Source organism: Devosia sp. MC532 (assembly GCF_016461625.1).
Lineage (GTDB): Bacteria > Pseudomonadota > Alphaproteobacteria > Rhizobiales > Devosiaceae > Devosia.
This window is the reverse complement of record NZ_JAEMNZ010000005.1, coordinates 39,788-59,115: the sequence shown is the minus strand read 5'-3', so window position 1 is coordinate 59,115 and position 19,328 is coordinate 39,788. Positions and strand designations below refer to the sequence as shown.

Below are 19,328 nucleotides of genomic sequence, written 5' to 3'. Positions count from 1 at the left end.
CTAATAGGGGTCATTTGACCGCGCCTACGGCGACGCCACGCGTCAGAGTGCGCTGGAAAATGAGGAAGAAGATCAGGGTAGGTGCCATGCCCAGCAAAGCGGCAGCCGCTTGGAAAGTTGGGTCGGACGTTTGCTGGCCACGCGTTAGGGCCATTGCCACAGAGACCGTCTGATTATTATTGGACACCAACATCACCAGCGGGATCAGGAATTCGTTCCAGGTCCAGATGAAAAAGAAGGTTCCCAGCACCATCAGCGATGGCCGCAACACTGGCACCACCACATGCCACAGAATTTGCCAGCGACTGGCCCCGTCCATTTCTGCTGCTTCGATGATCTCGCGCGGGAAACTGCCGAGGACTGACGAGAGGAGGTAGGTGCCAAAGGCACATTGCAGCACTGAGCAGATGATTATGACAGCCAGCTGGCTATCGTAGAGGCCTGCCACCTTCGCCATGTAATAGAGCGGATAGACGATAGACTCCTGCGGCACCATGATGCCGATCAGCAGCACCACGAGGATGGCACGCGAGCCACGTACTCTTCCGATGCCAATTGCATAGGCGTTAAACAGGCTCAGCAGCACGCCCACCGTAGCAACAGCAAGGCTAATGATCGCGCTATTGAGCAGTTTCCGAGTGAAGTCAGACATTTGCCAGAAGCTGGTCAATGCCGTCATGTCTATAGATTGCGGCAAAGCCAGGGGGCCGTTGATGGCATAATCGGTCCCCGATTTCACAGCGTTGCTGAGCGCTAGGAAAAACGGAAATAAAGTGAAAAGCATCAGGAGCGTGATTATCGTGAGGACCACCCAGCGCGTCCAACCTAGCTTGCGTTGGTCTTTTCGTCCCACTGCAACTTTGGGCGAGGTGAGCGTTTGAACTGTAACGTCGGCCATGGTCTAGCTCCTCCCCTCTTGGCGGGATTGGAAGCGCAGAAAGATCACTGCGAGCCCAATGGTCAGGATCGTTTGCACCACAGCAATGGCTGCCGCATAGCCGACACGTTGCGTGGTGAAGAAGTGGTAGTAAGTGAGGTAGGACGGCACCATGGTGGCGTTGTCCGGACCGCCAGCAGTGAGCACGAAAATCGGCGCGAACACTTTGAGTGCTGCGATGAGTGTGGTCAGCACCACAACGAAAATTTCCGGCGCGAGCAGGGGAATGGTGATGGTTACCAGTCGCTGCCACCACCCAGCACCATCAAGCTCGGCAGCCTCGTAGAGCGAAGGGTCAATCCGAGACAGACCCGCCATAAAGACAACGAGGCAATACCCGACTTGAATCCACACGATCACCAGCGACACCGCCGGCAAAGCATAGGTCGCGTTGCCCAGCCAGTTTTGTGCCAGATCACCCAAGCCAATGGCGTGCAAAATCATATTGAGAACCCCAACCGGGTTCAGTATCCATCCCCACAGCACACCGGCAGCGGTGATCGGCAGGATCTGTGGCAAATAGAACGCTGCACGATAAAAGCTCGACAGCTGCTCGCCGAATTGGTCGCGGATATAATCAAATAACAGCGCGGCCAGCACGAGACCAATGATCACCGGAATAACGGTCATCGAGATGGCGAATAGCACAGTATTGACCATCGAGCCCCAGAACTGACCGTCGTTCAACAGTCGTTCGTAGTTCTGCAGGCCACCAAACCTTGGCACCCCGACGCCTTTCCACGCCGTAAAGCTGAGGCCAAAGTTTGCAAATTGGGGCAAGAGGACAATGGCGATAAAGCCAAGCACGCCCGGTATTAGATAGAGATAGTAGCTACGCCGGTCTTCCACCGAAGCATCGCTCAACTTTGCCACTTTCCTGCCTCCCTAGAGCTTGGGTCGCCTCCTTGAAGTGGACGCGACCCGTGAGTGCTGTTCAGTTATTGGTTCAGTTGAGCGTCGTCGTAAGTGCTCTTAATCTGCTCAACGAACTGCTCGGAGGTAAGCGTGCCCTGCAGCAGACCAGACACCTTCTGGATCAGCACCTCGTAAAAGCCCGGTACTGGCCAGTCAGGGTAGAAGCCGAGGCCCTGATTGTCAGAGATTTCCTTGAACACGGCAGCCGCATTTTGGCCCACTGGGTTGGTCACGGTTGCCGGATCCGCGGCAATCGATACGCCCCCGTTATTTGCTTGTTCGGTCTGGTACTTGGGCGAGAGTAGCAGGCTGATGAATTCGGCCGCAAGTTCAGGATTTTTGGACGATTTTGGTACTACCCAGAGATTGCCGGTCGAGCCGACCGAATATTTCGGGGTTGGAACGAGGAACTGGCCCCACTCAAAGTCCTTGATGTCGGCATTGAACATGCCAAGGTTCCAAGAGCCTGAGATGAAGATTGGCGCCTTACCTGAGGAGAACTGGAGCGCAGCATCGGCGTCCTTCATGCCCGTCGAGTCCTGGCTCACATAGCCTTTCGCTACCCAGTCAAGCATGGTGTCGGCAGCGTAGAGGTAGGGCGCGGTATCGAGTGGGGCCTTCAGTCCCTGATAGTTCTCGATCCAGGTTTGATCGGCCTTGGTGTAAGCGAGCGAAGCCAGCACATGTTGGCCGCTGGTATCAGCGCCACCAAGCGCGAGAGGGGTCGTGCCTGCGGCCTTAAAGGTTTCGAAAGCGGCGGTCAGCTCTTCGAAGGTGGTGGGCACTGCAATGCCCGCCTTCTCAAAGGCGTCGATATTGTAGAAGGCGGAAACATATTCGCCATAGGTAGAAATGCCCCAGATCTTGCCCGAGCCATAGATGCCCAGCTCATCATAGCGGCTCAGCGCCAACGCGCCTTCGTTAAGGATTTTGTCCCAACCCTGCGCGGTGAACGCATCGTCCAAGGGCTGCAACAGGCCTTGGCTGGCAACCAGACCGGCAGTGGCGTTACCCTTGTTGTATTCTAGCAGGTCTGGCGCTTCGGACGAGTTTAGGATCATGCTACCGGCAGCTTGCAGCTGTACGAAGGTTTTTTGCTCAAACTCGACGGTGATGTCGGGGTGGCTCGCCTTGAACTCCTCAAGCGCCTTAGTCCAAGTGATGCCCTGCGCCGATGCAGGGTCTTCAAACCACCAGATTTTAAAGATTTTGTCCTGCGCATGAGCAAAGCCCGTCGTCAGAACAACGGCGCCAAGTGCCATAGCCAAGGTCGATAGTTTCATCCTAGTCCTCCTGTAGCAACGCTTGCTGCTGATTGCATAATTGGCACAGGCCTCCTCGTGCCTGTGCTTAGACCTCAAGACAAAGTCAGGCGACGAACTCGCTGCCTCGGCAATGCTTGAGATAGTTGAGACTATGGACTTGCCCGGACATCTCGAGAGCGTCGCGATACACAGGATCGTGCCATCCTTCGATGTCTATCGCGCCACACCAGCCTGCCAAACGCAGCTCGGAAATAATGTTGGTCCAGTTGCTGTCGCCGAAACCGGGACTGCGCATGAAAACAAAGGGCTCTTTTCCGAACACACCATGTTCGCGAATGACATCCCAACGGATGCTGGCGTCCTTGCCATGTACGTGGAAAATCTTGTGCGCCCATTTCCGCACCTGCGGCGTCGGGTCGATCAGATAGACCATCTGATGACAGGGCTCCCATTCGAGACCGATATTGTCATCAGGCGTCTCATTGAACATCAATTCCCAAGCGTCTGGATTGTGGGCGATGTTCCAATCCCCGGTTTGCCAATTGCCATCCATGGCGCAGTTCTCGAAGGCGATCTTCACGCCCTTATCGGCAGCGCGCTTGGCCAGTTCAGACCAAAGCGCTTTATAGGGAGCAAGGCTCTCGACAAGAGGTCTCCCACGCACGCGGCCAGTAAAGCCCGCAACGCACGTCGCGCCGAAATGGTGTGCGTTATCGATGCAGTCTTTCCAGCCATTCAGGGTCTCAGCGTCCATGGGGTGGTCGCCCAAGGGGTTACCAAACATGCCGATTGTAGACATGGTGATGTCGCGAGCGCCTATGGCATCTTTGCAGCGCTTGCCCAATTCGGCCAAGTCCTGGCCATTTGTCGTCTGCCAAAAGAAAGGCTCGAAGCTTTCAAAGCCGAGGTCGGCTATTTCGGCAATGCGTTCCGCTGCCTTGCCTTCGCTGGCCTTTACCATGGTGCCGACGCGAATGGATTTGATGGGATTGCTCAAGGGTCTTAAGCTCCGGGATCGATGCGAACGCGAGACTGAGTACGAGCGCTTTCGATCGCGCTCAGAACCATGGCCAGGCTGTTTATGTTGTCGTGATTATCGGTTTCGGGACGCGTGTCTGCGCGAAGAGCGCCGACAAAGTCGCTTAAGACACTGGCATGGCCGTTGGTCTGCTCGACAAAAGCTGGGGCAGGGACTTCTACCGGTTTTAGGGGGCGGAAGAAGCCGTCTGTTCCGCTGACAATATTAGCTTCGAACTTTTCATATCCGTCCCATAGAACAGTGCCCTTGGTGCCGATGATGCGCCAGCCGCTTTCCCAACTGGTGTTCGCGCCTTCAGCAGACCATGACCCGCGATAGGTGAAAGTGAGATCGTTCTCGAACTCAAATATGGCGTTCGCCGCTGCACCGTGTCGGTACCAAGATCCCTTCGGGTTGGTCTCGTGGCAATAGACCGCGGTGGGTTTGCTGCCGGCGAGAAAACGTGCCGCATCAAATGTGTGAATGGCCATATCGAGCAGCAGCACATTGTCCATCGCTTCTCGGAAACCGCCAAAATGTGCGCCCACAAAGAAGTCCGCATGGATTGCGGTGATTTCGCCCAAATGCCCGTCGTCAATGAAGCGCTTGAGACGGCGGATGCCCATATTGAAGCGGCGATTTTGGATGATAGCGTGCACAAGTCTGGTATCTGTCGACAGCGCCAGCAAACCTTGAGCATCGCTGAGGCTCTGGGCCATCGGCTTCTCGCTCAAGACGTGGCAGCCGTGGTTTAGAGCCGTGACGACAAGGCTTTGCCTAGCCTGTGGGATAACGACGTCAAAGACGATATCTGGATTGAGCTGATCGAGCATTGCGGCGAGATCGCTTCCCACTGGAACAGCCAATGAGAACTCTTCTGCGCGCTCTTGGGCTGCGGCAAGATTAAGGTCGACGAGACCTACAATCTCGACGTTTTCAGAAAGATAAGGCGTGTCAGCGATGGCCCGGAGCCAGCCCTTCGACATAGCTCCGCACCCGGCCAGAATGGCACGATAGCGCAAATTGAAATCCTCCAACGGTCGGCGATTTATTCTTGAATGCCTTTTCCGTAAACGTTTACGACGCTATATTCGGAATCGTTATCGTGTCAATAGGGCGGTGGTAACGCCGTTCTGCGAGGTAAATGCTGTTGATTGGTATCCGAGGACTTGCTGACCATTTGGGATTGTCTATTGGCACTGTCTCGCGTGCACTAAATGGTAAGCCGGACGTCAATGATGAGACGCGGTCACGGGTTCTGGAAGCAGCTCAAAACCTAGGCTATGCGCCGAACCAATCCGGTAGAGCGCTGCGCAAGGGTTCTACCAACACCATCGGGTTCATGATGCAAACCGGCCGAGACATCTCTGCTGGTGGTGACGCGTTTTTCATGTCTGTGTTTGATGGGGTGCAGAGTGTTTTGTCTCAGCACAACCTTGATCTCGTTGTGCTGCCGTGTGGGTCGGAAGAACACCCGGAAGCCTACCTTAAGCGCATAGTGGAGCGAGGGTTTGTCGACGGGCTTATTATTTCCTCAATTCGTAGACATGACGCGCGAATAGACTTTCTTGCCCAACGGCATATCCCATTCATAGCGCTCGGACGAAGCGACTCCGACGCTGGGCACCCGTGGATTGACTTAGACTTTGAGGCGATGGCGACCCGTTCTGTTGAGCGACTTGTGCGCAATGGGCACAAGCGTATTGCCCTGTTTTTGACCAGCGAGGAATTGAACCTCAACCACATTCTACTTGACCATTACCGAGCATCTCTTGAGGCCGCCGGCATTTTGTTCGACACGAATTTTGTGATGATAGGGTCAGCGACCCAAGCCGGTGGCTATGATTTAGCGCAGAAGGCAATGAGTTTGATCGCTCGACCTACAGCCATTATCGTTTTGAATGAAATGATGACAGTGGGTACGTATAAGGGGTTGCTGGACGCTGGAGTTGAGCCGGGGAGTGACGTCGCCATTATTGGGCGGACGAGTCCTCACGCAACATATATGTCCCCAAGTCTGACCGGATTTTCGCTTGACCTACGTGATCTCGGCTCGGGCTTGGCAAAAGGGCTACTTACGCAAATGACCAGCCATCAGCACCACTATCCCAACGAGAATAAGCGGACCATATGGCCGGTGGACTTGGTTGAAGGGGATAGTGATCGGGGACATGTCGGCCCCTAGCTTTCCCAGGCTTTGACGGCTCGTTGACGTTTTGGATCATTGCCCGGATATCCGAAGCTGTATTGGCAGCTTTCAGAAGGGCCCTTTCCTTAGGTCTATGGCCGAAATGGGGGCGGTTGGCGACACTAGGTATTAGACCTCGGCACTATCGATGCCGCGATGCCGCGATGCCGGGTTGAAAGGTGGAGCGCTTAGCTGCTCCCGCCGGGCGATTGCCTTAATAAACGATCATGAGCATCTGTTAGAGGTCTTTGCGGCAGCTGCTGGTACTTGGCCGGACCGTCAAGAGGGTAAACGTTTGCGCAAGGCTTAGGCTAGGCTAGGTGGCAAGCAGGGTGTTCGGTTGAAAATTGTGACATTGTTGATACAGGTTGCGAGCCAACAAAAGTCGAATATTACATTGTTGTAATTGGGTAATTTTCGGCCTGTCACGCCGGAGGTCGCGGGTTCGAGCCCCGTCTCTCGCGCCATTTATTTTCATGACATCGCTGATTTGAAAACGTTCGCTCCGTTCGTCCAGAGTGAATTCGCTCGCACGATGGTTTGATGCTTTGGAGCCCAAGCGGAGCACTTCAAATGCGTGCTCCATACGCCCATCCCCCAGCGGCCATGGGAGGCGCGCTGGGTTTTGGTGGTGCAGCTTGGCTAAGCGTTTTTGGGTGGTACTGCTGCGAATTCGTTGAGCAGGAAGGCATGTGTTGCGGGGTTTGCGACGATTAGAGCGCCTGTTTTCGCGTAGTGCTCTTCCCCGCGGCCCCACCAGTCGGTGACGATCCCGCCCGCTTCTTGGACCAGCAGAATGCCCGCTGCGGTATCGACAAATCCGGTCTCTTCGTAATAGCCGGTCAACCGTCCGCAAGCCACATAGGCACAGGAGTTTGCCGCGCTCCCCACGACGCGAACCGCACCCACTTGGTTACGAATATGGTCAAGTCGCGCATAGGCGCCGGGGTAGAGGCTGTGGCTCGGTTGCGCGAGGCCCGTGCCGATGCACATCATGCCGACATCGGCATGTTTGCTGACGTCGAGTTTTGCGCCGTTGAGAAAGGCGCCGCCGCCCTTCATTGCCGTAAACATCTCGTCGGAGACGGGATTGTAGACGAGCCCGCATACCGTCTCATTGCCGCGACGCAAGGAGATGGTGATCGTGTAGTGTTGGCCGAAGAGGAAGTTCGTTGTGCCGTCAATCGGGTCGACGAGCCAACGGTGTTCAGGATCGGCGCCATCGACGGGTGCGAACTCTTCCCCGGTAAGACTCCAACTCGGGTCGATAGCGAAAAGTCGTTCGCGAATAAGGGTTTCGGACTGGCGGTCCGCGTCGGAGACGAAATCGCCTGGCCCCTTCACACCGATCTCAATATCGCGAAAATTCTTAAAATGACCTTGGGTAAGCACGCCGGCTTCGCGGGCAGCGTCGACCATACGGTCCAAAATAGCGTCGTAGTTGAGGGTCATGATGTGAGGGCTGAATGCAGCCCCTCCGGGTCATCGGTGGTGATTTGGTCAACGCGAAGAGCGATGAGGCGACGGGCCTTCTCGAGCGATGGTGCGTCGACCTTGTTAAGTGTCCAGGCATCGACGCGCCGGTTGTCAGCGTGGACAGCAGCGATCATGTCGAAGCCTTCGCGGTCGGCCTGAAGGACGATTTCGTGATGCAGATAGATCAATTCGGCGTCGGGTGCAGTGGCGAGGGCGTCTTGGATGAAGCCATCGTAATCGCCGCTTTGTTTAAGCTGCTCAAGGCTGTCGCCATGACAAGGGTCATAGCCAATCTTGAGGCCCGGAGTTGCATTGGCGAGCGAATCGATCGCCGCAAAGTCGCCTCCCGAGAGGATCATTGCTCCAGCATGATTTTTGATCGTTGCGGCAACACTGCGCACCGTTTCCTCGTCGAGCGCCGCATGCCCTTCTTTGAAATCAAGTTGCAGCAAGGCTTCGGGGTGAGCGGGCTCTGTGTCGAGGAGGGCGCAAAGGTCTTCGAGCAGAAGCACTTTTTCCGGGAGAGCCGTGCCGCTGTTGTCGCGCAGATTGAGCTGGCGCAGAACGGCAGCGGACGTCTCGCGAACCAAGCCGCGGCCCGTGGTTTCTTCCGATAGTTCAAAATTGTGCAACACAGCGCAGCCGTGATCGGCGTGGATGACGAGGTCGATTTCGACACTCGCCCCAATCCGCATGGCTTCGATGATGCGGCTCGCGCCAAAGACGGGATCATCCGCCTTGCGTCGCCCTCGGTGCCATTTCAGCCACGTCCGATGGCCGTTGGTTTCGATGTAAAGTGGGAAGGTCATTTAGCTTCGATACACCCGCGCATTGTCGCGATAGGCCGCGATGGCTTTGGGCTTGAGGGTGACGCGCTGGCCGTTGCTGAAGAGGTCTGGATGGTTGACCATGGATTTGATCCGCGTGTTGTCGCTCAAATGGACGTCAACGAGCCCGTGCGTGCCAAAATCGGTGACGCGATGGACGACGGCGCAGCCAGTTTCTGAAACTTCGAGATCCAGCGCTTCAGGACGCATAGCTAGGGTTGCCGCGCCATCGGGGATGGGCAGAGCAACTGTGAAGCCAGAGCGCTCAAATTGACCGTTGGTTACACTGCCGTCCACGAGGTTCATCTGGCCGATAAAGCCAGCCACAAAAGGCGTCAGTGGCTCGCGATAGACCGTTTCTGGCCGATCAATCTGCTCAGTCCGGCCATCGCGCATGACGACAATGCGATCCGCCATGGCAAGGGCTTCGTCTTGGCCGTGGGTGACGAAAAGCGTTGTGATTTTGAGGCGTTGCTGAATATCGCGCACTTCTTCACGCAGACGTTCGCGCAGATGCTGATCGAGGCTGGCGAATGGTTCGTCGAGCAGGAGAATTTTTGGCTCGAGGACGAGCGAACGCGCCAGCGCCACGCGCTGCTGTTGGCCACCGGAGAGTTGACCTACTCCGCGCGTGCCGTAGCCCGGCAGGCCAACGAGCTCCAAAATGCCCTCAACGCGCTCTTTGATCTCTTTGGCAGGGGTTTTGCGCAGTTTGAGGCCAAAGGCGAGATTGTTGAACACATTCATATGCGTCCACAGCGCGTGGCTCTGGAACACCATGCCTGTGGGGCGCTTTTCAGGCGCGAGGTAGGTGATGTCTTCGCCGTCGATGGAGATGACGCCTGAGGAGGCGCGTTCGAACCCGCCAACCATGCGCAACAGGGTTGATTTACCCGACCCAGAAGGGCCGAGGAGGCACACCAGTTCGCCATCGGCAACATCGAGCGAGAATTTGTCGACCGCCACAATGGAGGAGCCAAAGAGCTTGGTGACATCAGTGATCTTGAGAACGGACATATGGTTTCCTAGCCCCCGAAGCCGCGCGCGAAGGCGCCGCCGCCGATAACCCGGCGGGCAAAGATAAGAGCGATAAACGAGGGTACCCACAGCAGCACGGACAGTACCGCGCCAAACTGGATGACCATCTGATTGTTAATGAAGGAAATCATCAGAACCGGCATGGTTCGGATGCCTGGTGCGCCGATGAGCCAAGCGCCTTCGGTTTCGTAGAAGGTACCGACAAAACTCAACAGCACCGCAGCGGCGATGGTTGGACCGGCCTGCGGGAGCGTGACGGACCAGAACACCCGGAATGGGCCTGCGCCGACGTCGCGTGCCGCTTCTTCCATGCGCCGATCCACCGATTGGAATGCCGCCACGGGAATCCAGATCATGAACAGCAGAGTGCCGACGAGCTGGATCAGCACCACGCCCCAGAAGGTGCCAATAAGATTGAGCTGGAGAAAAATCGCTGCAATGGCGATCAGCAGACCAAATTTTGGGAAGGCATGACCGGCGAGAAACGAGAAAAACAGGATCGAGCGACCCGGAAAGTCGAGCCGCGCAAAAGCATAGGCTGCGGGCAGACATATTGCGGCAGACAACAAGGTGACGACGGTCGAGAGTTGCAAGCTCAGCGTCAGCGCGGCCCAAACGTCGGGGCGCCCTAAAGTTTGGCCCCAGAAGCGGAAACCAAATTGTTGCGGGATGACGTTCGGATACCGCCAGACCTCGGTGAAAGCCCAAGTGCCGACAACGAGCAGCGGAAAGATGATCGCAATCGACAGAACGGCCGCGAAAACGACTCCGGTCCAGTCAAGGCGAGGGCGCGTGGGAGCGATGGTGGTCATGTCACTTCCCCTGATTGCGCGCGACGGAGCGCACGTAGAACATCCCGAAGGCGATACAGAAGCAGAAGGTGATGACTGCCTGCGTGATGGCGTTGATCGGGTCGTTCACTTCGCGGAAGGTGCGGTTCATGAACGGGCCCATCATTTCTGGCGAAGCTGGACCCAGCAAATAGGGCAGGGTGAAGCTTGAGAAAATGCCCAGCACAGCGAAGGAGATCGCGACCAAGACCGAATTCGAAATGCGCGGCAGAATGATGTACCAAAGCACTTGCAAGCGCTTGGCCCCAACATCGCGCGCGGCTTCAATGGACTGGTTGGAAACGCTGCCAAGGCCGGAAAGCAAGATCAGAACGGTGAGCGGAATATTATCCCAAACCATGCCGATGACCGGACCCCACGGGGTCAGATATGGCGTGCGGATTTTGGGAAGACCAACCGAATTGAGCAGAATGTCGACCATGCCATTCGGCCCCAAAACGCGGATGAACGCGTAGGCCAGAATGATCGATGGGACGAACATCGGGAAAATCGCGAGGGCCTGCACATAGGCCGGGATTTTGCCGGTTGAGAAGCGCAGGTATATGGCGATGGGCAAGCAAATGAGCAGCAGGAACAGGGCACAAACGCCCGTCGTCCACAGCGTGATCATCAAATTGTTGATGCTGTACTGATCTGAGAAAAAGAACACATAGCTTGAAAGCGTAAAGCCGGTTTCGCCATTGGCGTCTGGGCGCCAGATGGTGCGCCCAATAGCGCTAAAGATCGGCCAAATGATCAGCCAAGCCATGAGAAGAACAGGCACGGCGACGAGCAGAAGGCCAGTTGGCCTCCTGCTGTCGGTCTTTTCCATGAGAGGGCGTGCTCCCCCTTCCACGACGTTGGTCACTGGGTGCGATCGACGTTTGGAGCGACGTTACGATACCAGCCATCATTGATCGCTGCTTCCCACGCGCCGCCCGGGAAGGTTGGGATCTGCTGCGGAATGATGTCAGCAAACTTTTCGCGCAGTTCTGGAGAGATATGGTCCCAGCTTACGCCCGGGAAGCCACCGAGCTCGGTCAGAATGGCGCTCTGGATTTCTTCGGAAAGCATGAAGTCCGCGAGCTTGAGCGCTGCATCACGGTTGGTACCGGTTTCAAGTACGACGGAGCGCGTGAAACCACCAACCAGGGCAAGGTCCTGTAGCTGCACGAGGCCGGTCGTTTCTGGCAGAACGCCCTGATCGATTGCCTGCAGGATCTGATCCGACCAAACCGGGGTCATGGTCACAACGCCCTGTGCCAGAAGCTGGATCGACTGGGTGTTGCCCGAGGAATACGCGCCGTTGTCATAAAGGGACGGTGCGATGTCCGACAGAATAGCCCACGCATTGCCGAGCGCTTCATTGCCGAAAGTCTCGTCGTAATTATCGACGGTGAACTTGGATGGGTCGAGGCCGTTGGCTTGGTGAATGGCGCGACGGACGAAGTTGCCACCTGAGCCGCCCTTGTCAGGACGGTTGTAAACGAACTGGCCGGGGTTTGCCTTGATCCAAGTGACTAGCTCATCCCAAGTTTTCGGGGCGTTGGCTGGGTCAAGCTTGGTGGTATCATAGGCCAAGAGCACTTGGCTGCCGCGATAAGGCAAGGAATAGTCGGACTGGATGCCGGCAGGATTGACCTTGTCGTAGTTCGATAGGCCAGCTTCCTTGATGTTTACGAAAATGCCAGCTTCGATTGCACCAGCTGGTAGCAGCGGGTCAGCCGATTCAAAGAAGTCTGCCTGTGGATCAGTATTGGTCGCCTTAGCGGCTACCGCGCGCTCACCAATGGCGATGATGCCCGCGCCGTCACCGGCGTCCACAAGGTTCAGCTTGTATTCTGGATGCGCCGCTTCAAATGCGGGCTTAACCGTGTTGGTCCAGAAGTCGAGAATATTGCTGTCCGAGCTGGTGTACCAATCAATGGTCCCCTCAGCAGCCAAGCTGACCTGTGGCAACATCGAAATGCCGGCCGCCAGACCCGCGACCGAAAGCATAAATGCACGACGTTTCATTCAAATCTCCCATCCCAAATGACTGTCGAAGTCATTGCGCAAAAACTGCCGAAGTGCGGAGGCGGCGTCCGATCAATGTCGGTCAGTCGTTGAGATCGGCTCTCAACGACGCGCCTCATGGGCCTCCTCCCTTGTGAATTGCGGAAGGACGCCCACTCTTCGATGGTGGGTCTGTCCAAGAGCGCACTCTTCACACAGAACAGACAACACCTAATAGCCAATGCACACAAGTGCATATTTGCTTACGAAGTGCGGATATGGATATTGGAGCTACATAACGCTCATATGACAGTTCTTTAGTGCACAGCTGTGCAATCGCTGGTGTCTTCAGCGTTTAAGAGTTATCGCGAACTAAGGTATTGTTTTTAAAGAGCTTAGATTTTGCCGGGGCGGACCGACTTCCGCCACACGGGAATAGGCTCGATCACGGTGCGTGCAGAGCTGCTTGGGGTCGCAGCGCCGAGCAATTCCACCACTTTGGTGCTCAACTCGTCCAGAGGCTGTGCAAAAGTGGTCAGCTGGTACGAATCCCAGCTCGATTGCTCAATATTGTCGAAACCGACGACGCAAAGATCGCGCGGAATATCGAGCCCGAACTCGCGCCGAGCAGCGTCCATGAACCCAAGCGCCAGCAAGTCGGTGACGCAGAATACGCCGTCCGGTGCGTTGGATCGACCGAACATGCGGCGGGCAGCGTCTTGCCCAGAGGCGTAACTGGTTGGTCCGCCGGCAATGGCTGTGACAGCCAGTCCGGCGTCCTCTGCTGCCGCTATGAAAAAGCGTTCGCGTTCGACAAGGCTGGCCGTGCGGGCCGTCGAGGTAACCAGTCCCATCCGTTCGCAGCCGGCACGGCGGAGTAGGAACAGCGCCTCGCGCCCCGCAAAGGCGTTATCGACGCCCAGATTGCTCGAGCCGGACAGCCGCTCGTCGCGATTGATCAAGATGACCTGCTGGCCGTTGCTGAGACAGGTTTCAATCAAGGATGATGGGGGCGTGCCCGACAACACCACCGTGGCGTCGGCACGATAGTTTAGTGTCTGGTGCAGCGCCTTCGTCAGGCTTGCAGTGTCCGTCTCGGTGTTGATCACCATGGTGATCTTACCGGCCGCTTGGAGTTTTCGGGTCAGTTCATCGACCATCAGCGCGCGGATGGGTGTGGTCATATCCGCCACCACAAGACAGACAATGTTGCTGTCTTCGCGCAATCCGCGCGCGAGATGGTTGACGTGGTAGCCGAGCGTTGCCGCTGCCTCGAGAACTTTCCGACGTGTTGGTTCGGATACGCTGGCGCCGTCGGTGAATGTGCGTGATACGGCTGATCGCGAGACCCCGGCGCGGTCGGCAACCATCTGAGCACTCACAAAGCTACGCTTTTTGCCGGACATCGCATCTACCCTATCGAGGGGGAGGATTTGGTCTAAGTCGCAGCGCCCCGTCAAGGGCCACTGATCTCGTCGCGTGGCCCTTACGTGGCATGGTCGTCACTTGATCTCGTTCATAAAGATCAGATTGCGTGTCGCTAGCTGCAGCGGTGTTTCTTTTGCGTCCGTGGCGACGTCCTGTTCCACCACGATGGGGCCGGTAAAGCCCCGCGTTTGCAGCAGGCGCATCACCGCCTGAATATCAACGGCTCCATCCGGCAACGGGCACATGACGCCAGCGCCATAGGACGCCGCTATCGAGAGCTCGCCAGACAGCACACGGGCGCGCACTTTGGGGTCGACGTTTTTGAGATGCATATAGGCGATACGGTCGAAGCGGCGCTCCATATAGGCGAGGGCATCTTGGTCCCAGAAGGCGTGGTGGCCAGTATCAAAACAGAGGTCGATACTGGTCTCGTCCAAGAGACGATCAATCTGGGCTTCTTTTTCGACCGCAGTACCGATGTGCGGATGGAAGCTGAGTTTTAGGCCATATTCGCCCTCGACCAGCGCAATTGCGTCGCGCACCATGCCCACGAGCTCTTGCCATCCAGCCTCATCCAACACGCCTTCCTGACCCGCTGGATAAAAATTGCTCTCGTCCATAATGACGAGATGTTTTGCGCCTAGGGATTTGAGCAGGGGCGCCAGCTCGCGCAAAGTCGCCATGAGTTGGGGAGCCGACTTGGCGTCGCCAAACGTATGAACATGGGTTGCGCCGATCAGTGTCAGATCGCGCTTTGCCAATTCTTCGCGCAGGACATCAGCGTCCTTGGGCAGAAAGCCAAACGGGCCGAGCTCGGTGCCGCGATAGCCTGCTGCGGCCACTTCATCGAGATAGCTCGCCCAAGTGTATGAATTGCCCGTTGGATAGGCGATGCCCCAAGAGCAGGGCGCGTTGCCGATAAGCATGGATTGGGTCCGGAATTAGCGGGCGAGATAAATGGGGTTGGAGAGCGCGCGGCGAATGGGCTGGCTCTCAAGGTCGGTGCCCTTGAGTTGCCAAGGCAATTCCTTGCCATTGAGCGCAGCTTTGAAACTCTCGATGAGATCGGCGCGGCTCGCTTTGGCGATGATTTCGGCACGGATAAATATCTTGGGCGAGACAGGCAGGGTGACGTTCCACTCGTCGCTCTCAATGGTGACGGAAGCGATTTCGCCGCTGGCGTCGATGAGCGAGAGAGTGTCGCCCCCGGCACCGCGAATGGTCACCTCAATCTCCGAGATGGCATCGCACGTGCCGCCCATGACGCTGTCGCCAGCGCGAAGTTCGAGATGTGGGCCTGTCGGACTTTCTGTAATATATCCGTATCCGGACTTCATCGCCGCTAGAACCGCGTTTTCTGAGAGTTCCGGCAGGTAAAACACGGTCGTTGGGCGCGCCAAAACCAGCGGGCCTTCCGGCATCAAGCGATCCGGCTGGTGGAAATCCGAGCCGCCAATGGCCGAGAGTTTTAGCCCGGAGGCGAGGCGCTGCTGGTACTTTTCGAGGGCGACCCAATTCCATGCCAGCCAGGTGGATTGCCAAACTTCCTGACAGTCGGCTGCCGGGAAATCATAGTCCCAAGGGATTGTCGGCTTGTCGTGATTGATGGACAGCAGGCCGCCTTTTTCATGCACCAGCTTTGCCAGAACATGGGCGTCGCTTGGCTTGGTCATGCGAAAGTCGATCCACTCGTCGACGCCAAAAACATTGGCATGGCCGACGGCCGTGGTGATCTCCATGCCGCGGATGAACACCAAGTCCGGTGAGGACTGCGGGTGGAAATAGCGGCGCTGGGTAATGGTGTTGTGGTCGGCGATGGCGAGGAAATCGAGCCCCGCCTGCTTGGCCGCAGCATGCAGCAGTTCGGGCGCACCGCGCGCATCGGAATGAAATGTGTGGCAGTGCAGATCGCCACGATACCAGCCAGCGCCTTGGCGCACCGGGAAACTGCGAGCCGGTTGGGGGGCGTGCGGGCGGGCACTACTGTCTAGAGTAATCGTTATCGTCACATCAAGGCCAGCAAGCGGCACCTTATAGAGCCCGAGAACGACAGTCCAAGTGCCGGGTTGGATGGTGCCGTGGATATAGCCGGGCGTCGCATCGTCCGTCGCAATGAAATAGGTGTCACGCGCGCCACCGCTCCAGCCGCGAAACCCTGCGGCGGTGGGATAGCCTGTGTCCCGTGGATCGAAAGCGCCCAGATCAATAATGGCATCTTCCGCCTTGGCGTAAGCCAAAGTGACGTCGATGCGTGAGGTGGCTGCGGGCACCTCATAGGGGATGTAGTAATAGGGGTTCCGCTCTTGGTCGGCGCGGGTGATGTGGTGCGTGATGGTCAGCATCTTATTCCCCAACGGCCGGAATGCGCTTGCCGCTGCTGTCGAACAAATGCGTGTGTTCCACGCCAAAGCTCAGGCTCACCGTGTCACTCAGCTCCAGATGATCATCGATGAAAATGCGCGCTGTGATGCGCGCGCTATCGCCGCGATCCAAGGTCACGAGGCTTTCGGGGCCCATGTTCTCATTGGCAAAGAGCTTTGCCGTCACAGTGTTTTCGTCACCGGCCTTGGCGATGTGGAGGTGCTCAGGGCGGATGCCGAGGGTAAGCTTGGGGCTGGCGCTGAGGGCACTGGCAATCGCGTCGGTCATTGGCAGATCGACGATTTTGAGATCGCTGGCCTTGAGGCGCAATTGACCATCGACCTGCGCGCCTTCGACTTCGACAAGGTTCATCGGCGGGTTGCCGACGAAGTTCGCGACAAAGGTGGTGGCTGGGCGACGATAGATTTCGATGGGCGAGGCGAACTGCACGATCTTGCCCGCATCCATCACAGCAATACGCGAGGCAAGCGCCATGGCTTCTGCTTGATCGTGGGTCACGTAAACGGCGGTGATGCCCATGTCGCGTTGCAGGTGGTTGAGGAAGCCGCGCGCCTCAAGACGCAGCTTGGCGTCGAGGTTGGAGAGCGGTTCGTCAAAGAGATAAACCTTGGCCGGATAGACGAGGGCGCGAGCAAGCGAGGTACGCTGCTGCTGGCCGCCCGAAATCTGGCTCGGGACGCGGTTCATCAAATGACCGATCTTGAGCACATTGGCCACTTCCTTGGCGCGGGCATGGCGCTTTTCGACCGCTTCGCCACGCACCTTGAGCGGGTAGGCGATGTTATCGGCCAGGTTCATATGCGGGTAGAGCGCATAGTCCTGAAACACCATGGCGATGTTGCGATCTTTCGGGTGGAGGTGCGTCACCTCTTTGCCGTCGATAAAGATCTGGCCGGAGGTCGGAGTTTCGAGACCCGCGATCATGCGCAGCGATGTGGTCTTGCCGCAGCCCGAGGGGCCCAAGAGACAGACGAACTCACCATCGGCAATGTCAAAGCTGACGTCTTCGACCGCGCTGAAGCTGCCAAAGCTCTTGAAGATGTTCTTGAATTGTACAGATGCCATGGGAGTTAAGCCTTGATGCCGCCGAAGAACCGGAAGCCGAACTTCCAGCTGACGAAGAGGTAGAGCGCGATAACGGGGAGCGAGTAGATCAGCGAATAGGCCGCCAACAGGGTCACGACCGGCGTGCCCGCTTCGGAGTAGAAGGAATAGATGGCCACAGACGCTGGCATGTTCTCGCTCGAACGCAGCAGAATGAAGGGGATGAGGAACGAGCCCCAGATGTTGACGAAGGCCCAGACGACCACAACCACAATGCCCGGACGAATGACCGGCAAGGCCACGTCAAAGAAAGCCTGCACGGGCGACGCACCCGCCACCATGGCGCTTTCCTCATAAGATTTTGGAATGCCATCGATGAAGTCGCGCAGGATGAACATGGCGGTCGGGAGCAAGCCTCCAGCAAAGGTGAGGATCACCGCGAGATGGGTGTCCATCAATCCAGCGGCCGAAACGATCAGGAAGATCGGCACCATGGCTGCGGTTCCCGATACGACTGACGAGAACAGCAGCAAGATATAGGTCACAGCGCCCTTGCCGGGGATCGAGGATCGCGACAGCGCATAGGCAGCCAGCGTTGCCGCGCAACCGACTAGGATCACGCCACCGACGGCCTGAATAAAGCTGTTCCAGAGCGCCTGCATGGCAAAGCCATTGCCAAAGACGGTGAAGAAGTTCGAGAGCGTCCAGGGATCTGGAATTTCGAGACCCAGTTCAGCCCTCGCGTTGAAGGGCGAGAAGATGAACCAGACCAGCGGCAGCGCAAAGACAATGCCGATGATCGTGGCGAGGCCCGAGAAGGCGATACGGCTCAGAACGGCGTGGAACGGAAGGTTTTTCATGGTGGCTTTCCTCACGTCTTCGGCGTCTTTTTCTTGCCGATGCTGAGATAGATCAGCGCGAAGGCAAGGTTGATGAGCATCATGATCACGCCAACGGCCGCGCCCTTGCCGAACTGGAAGTCTTGGAAGGCAACGCGGTAATTGTAGATGGAGACAAGTTCAGTCTTGTAGCTCGGTCCGCCATTGGTCAGCAGGAACGGCGTGAACACGTTGAACGTCCACATGGTGATCAGGATCAAATCGGTGATGATGTGACCCTTGATCAGCGGGAGGCCGATGTCCCGGAATTTCTGGAATGAACTTGCACCCGCAACGTCAGCAGCTTGGAAATAGCTGGGCGGGATAGAGGCAAAGGCCGAGTTGAACAGCATCATCGAGAATGCTGCGCCGCGCCACGTATTGAAGATGACGATGACCCAGAATGGCTGCTGTAACAGGAAGTCGCCCTTGGGCAGGCCAAGACTCGTGAGGATCATGTTCAGCGTGCCGTTGTCGTAGTCGAGAAAGGCAAACCAAGCAAAGCCGATGACAACCTCAGGCAAGATCCACGCGCCGATAACGAAGGTTTCGACCATGCGCTTGACGGCCGGAGGAACGGTCTGGATGAGCCAAGCCAGAATGAGGCCGATCAGCGCTTGGCCGAGGAGGGCAGAGCAGAGAACAAATTGCGTGGTCAGGATCAGCGAGAAGCCGAACTGACCACGCTGGAAAAAGGACACCGGATCGAACAGCGTCAAATAATTGGCGAGGCCAACGAACTCTGGACTGAGGGCGGTTTTGCCGAGCAGGGTCCGGTTGGTAAAGGAAACACATATCACCCAAAAAAACGGGATGATGACGAAGACCGACACCAAAAGGCCCGCCGGGACGAGAAATGCCGCTCCGGTTCTATTGGAAAGTAGGGCGAAGTTTTTGCCCTTCGATTTAGGTGGTGATGCGCTGGCGTCGGTGGTCATTTAGGTCCTACTCAGGTGAGTGAGGCTAAGCAAAATACCTCGCGCGGACGGCAAGAAACGGCCGCCATCGATGGATCGAGGCACGGATAAAAACGCCTAGGGGCAAGGCGAGGAGTGTGAAATGTGCTGGTGTGCCCGGCGTCGAGGAAAGACGCCGGGCACTAGGGAG

The 19,328-nt window shown here is 57.0% G+C and carries 18 protein-coding genes; 1 reads left to right on the top strand and 17 read right to left on the bottom strand.

The annotated features are described in order from the left end of the window. Positions 1 to 10: 10 nt before the first annotated feature. From JHC09_RS07990 to JHC09_RS07970, 5 genes are all read right to left on the bottom strand, one after another. Entirely contained in the window at positions 11 to 898 is an 888-nt protein-coding gene (locus JHC09_RS07990; RefSeq protein WP_199531501.1) for a carbohydrate ABC transporter permease, read from the bottom strand. Between the two features lie 3 nt (positions 899 to 901). Beyond that, positions 902 to 1,810, bottom strand: coding sequence for a sugar ABC transporter permease (locus JHC09_RS07985; protein ID WP_349236531.1), 909 nt, complete (start codon positions 1,808 to 1,810; stop codon positions 902 to 904). 65 nt (positions 1,811 to 1,875) lie between these two features. Further along, on the bottom strand, positions 1,876 to 3,135 hold the full coding sequence (locus tag JHC09_RS07980) for an extracellular solute-binding protein (RefSeq protein WP_199531500.1): 1,260 nt from the start codon (positions 3,133 to 3,135) through the stop codon (positions 1,876 to 1,878). An 85-nt stretch (positions 3,136 to 3,220) separates the two neighbouring features. After that, positions 3,221 to 4,114: a sugar phosphate isomerase/epimerase gene (locus tag JHC09_RS07975; RefSeq protein ID WP_199531499.1), complete on the bottom strand. Its 894-nt coding sequence runs from the start codon at positions 4,112 to 4,114 to the stop codon at positions 3,221 to 3,223. Between the two features lie 5 nt (positions 4,115 to 4,119). Then, on the bottom strand, positions 4,120 to 5,157 hold the full coding sequence (locus JHC09_RS07970; RefSeq protein ID WP_199531498.1) for a Gfo/Idh/MocA family oxidoreductase: 1,038 nt from the start codon (positions 5,155 to 5,157) through the stop codon (positions 4,120 to 4,122). Between the two features lie 128 nt (positions 5,158 to 5,285). Here JHC09_RS07970 and JHC09_RS07965 point away from each other — a divergent pair, with 128 nt between their 5' ends. After that, positions 5,286 to 6,320: a substrate-binding domain-containing protein gene (locus JHC09_RS07965; protein WP_199531665.1), complete on the top strand. Its 1,035-nt coding sequence runs from the start codon at positions 5,286 to 5,288 to the stop codon at positions 6,318 to 6,320. Positions 6,321 to 6,965: 645 nt separating this feature from the next. On the opposite strand, the gene JHC09_RS07960 is transcribed toward JHC09_RS07965, so the two are convergent. The 12 genes from JHC09_RS07960 to JHC09_RS07905 form a co-directional block, all read right to left on the bottom strand. Next, positions 6,966 to 7,775: an inositol monophosphatase family protein gene (locus JHC09_RS07960; RefSeq protein WP_199531497.1), complete on the bottom strand. Its 810-nt coding sequence runs from the start codon at positions 7,773 to 7,775 to the stop codon at positions 6,966 to 6,968. Next, complete coding sequence (locus JHC09_RS07955; protein WP_199531496.1) at positions 7,772 to 8,608, bottom strand: glycerophosphodiester phosphodiesterase family protein; 837 nt, start codon at positions 8,606 to 8,608, stop codon at positions 7,772 to 7,774. The genes JHC09_RS07960 and JHC09_RS07955 overlap by 4 nt, the downstream gene beginning before the upstream one ends. Next, positions 8,609 to 9,643 carry an ABC transporter ATP-binding protein gene (locus tag JHC09_RS07950; protein WP_199531495.1) on the bottom strand — a complete coding sequence of 345 codons (1,035 nt, stop codon included), beginning with the start codon at positions 9,641 to 9,643 and terminating at the stop codon, positions 8,609 to 8,611. An 8-nt stretch (positions 9,644 to 9,651) separates the two neighbouring features. Continuing rightward, the gene (locus JHC09_RS07945; RefSeq protein WP_169193706.1) at positions 9,652 to 10,476 is read right to left on the bottom strand and encodes an ABC transporter permease subunit; all 825 of its coding nucleotides are present in this window, start codon (positions 10,474 to 10,476) and stop codon (positions 9,652 to 9,654) included. 1 nt (position 10,477) lies between these two features. Continuing rightward, the gene (locus JHC09_RS07940; RefSeq protein WP_199531494.1) at positions 10,478 to 11,326 is read right to left on the bottom strand and encodes an ABC transporter permease subunit; all 849 of its coding nucleotides are present in this window, start codon (positions 11,324 to 11,326) and stop codon (positions 10,478 to 10,480) included. Between the two features lie 32 nt (positions 11,327 to 11,358). Further along, positions 11,359 to 12,510 carry an extracellular solute-binding protein gene (locus JHC09_RS07935; RefSeq protein WP_182393826.1) on the bottom strand — a complete coding sequence of 384 codons (1,152 nt, stop codon included), beginning with the start codon at positions 12,508 to 12,510 and terminating at the stop codon, positions 11,359 to 11,361. A 374-nt stretch (positions 12,511 to 12,884) separates the two neighbouring features. Next, positions 12,885 to 13,895, bottom strand: coding sequence for a substrate-binding domain-containing protein (locus JHC09_RS07930; RefSeq protein WP_182393825.1), 1,011 nt, complete (start codon positions 13,893 to 13,895; stop codon positions 12,885 to 12,887). Positions 13,896 to 13,991: 96 nt separating this feature from the next. Beyond that, positions 13,992 to 14,843 carry a sugar phosphate isomerase/epimerase gene (locus JHC09_RS07925; protein WP_199531493.1) on the bottom strand — a complete coding sequence of 284 codons (852 nt, stop codon included), beginning with the start codon at positions 14,841 to 14,843 and terminating at the stop codon, positions 13,992 to 13,994. Positions 14,844 to 14,858: 15 nt separating this feature from the next. Then, the gene (locus JHC09_RS07920) at positions 14,859 to 16,259 is read right to left on the bottom strand and encodes a CehA/McbA family metallohydrolase (protein ID WP_199531492.1); all 1,401 of its coding nucleotides are present in this window, start codon (positions 16,257 to 16,259) and stop codon (positions 14,859 to 14,861) included. 1 nt (position 16,260) lies between these two features. Beyond that, positions 16,261 to 17,364, bottom strand: a complete 1,104-nt coding sequence (locus JHC09_RS07915; protein ID WP_199531491.1) for an ABC transporter ATP-binding protein — start codon at positions 17,362 to 17,364, stop codon at positions 16,261 to 16,263. 5 nt (positions 17,365 to 17,369) lie between these two features. Further along, entirely contained in the window at positions 17,370 to 18,203 is an 834-nt protein-coding gene (locus JHC09_RS07910; protein ID WP_199531490.1) for a carbohydrate ABC transporter permease, read from the bottom strand. A gap of 11 nt (positions 18,204 to 18,214) precedes the next feature. After that, the gene (locus JHC09_RS07905) at positions 18,215 to 19,159 is read right to left on the bottom strand and encodes a sugar ABC transporter permease (protein WP_199531489.1); all 945 of its coding nucleotides are present in this window, start codon (positions 19,157 to 19,159) and stop codon (positions 18,215 to 18,217) included. Between the last annotated feature and the right edge of the window lie 169 nt (positions 19,160 to 19,328).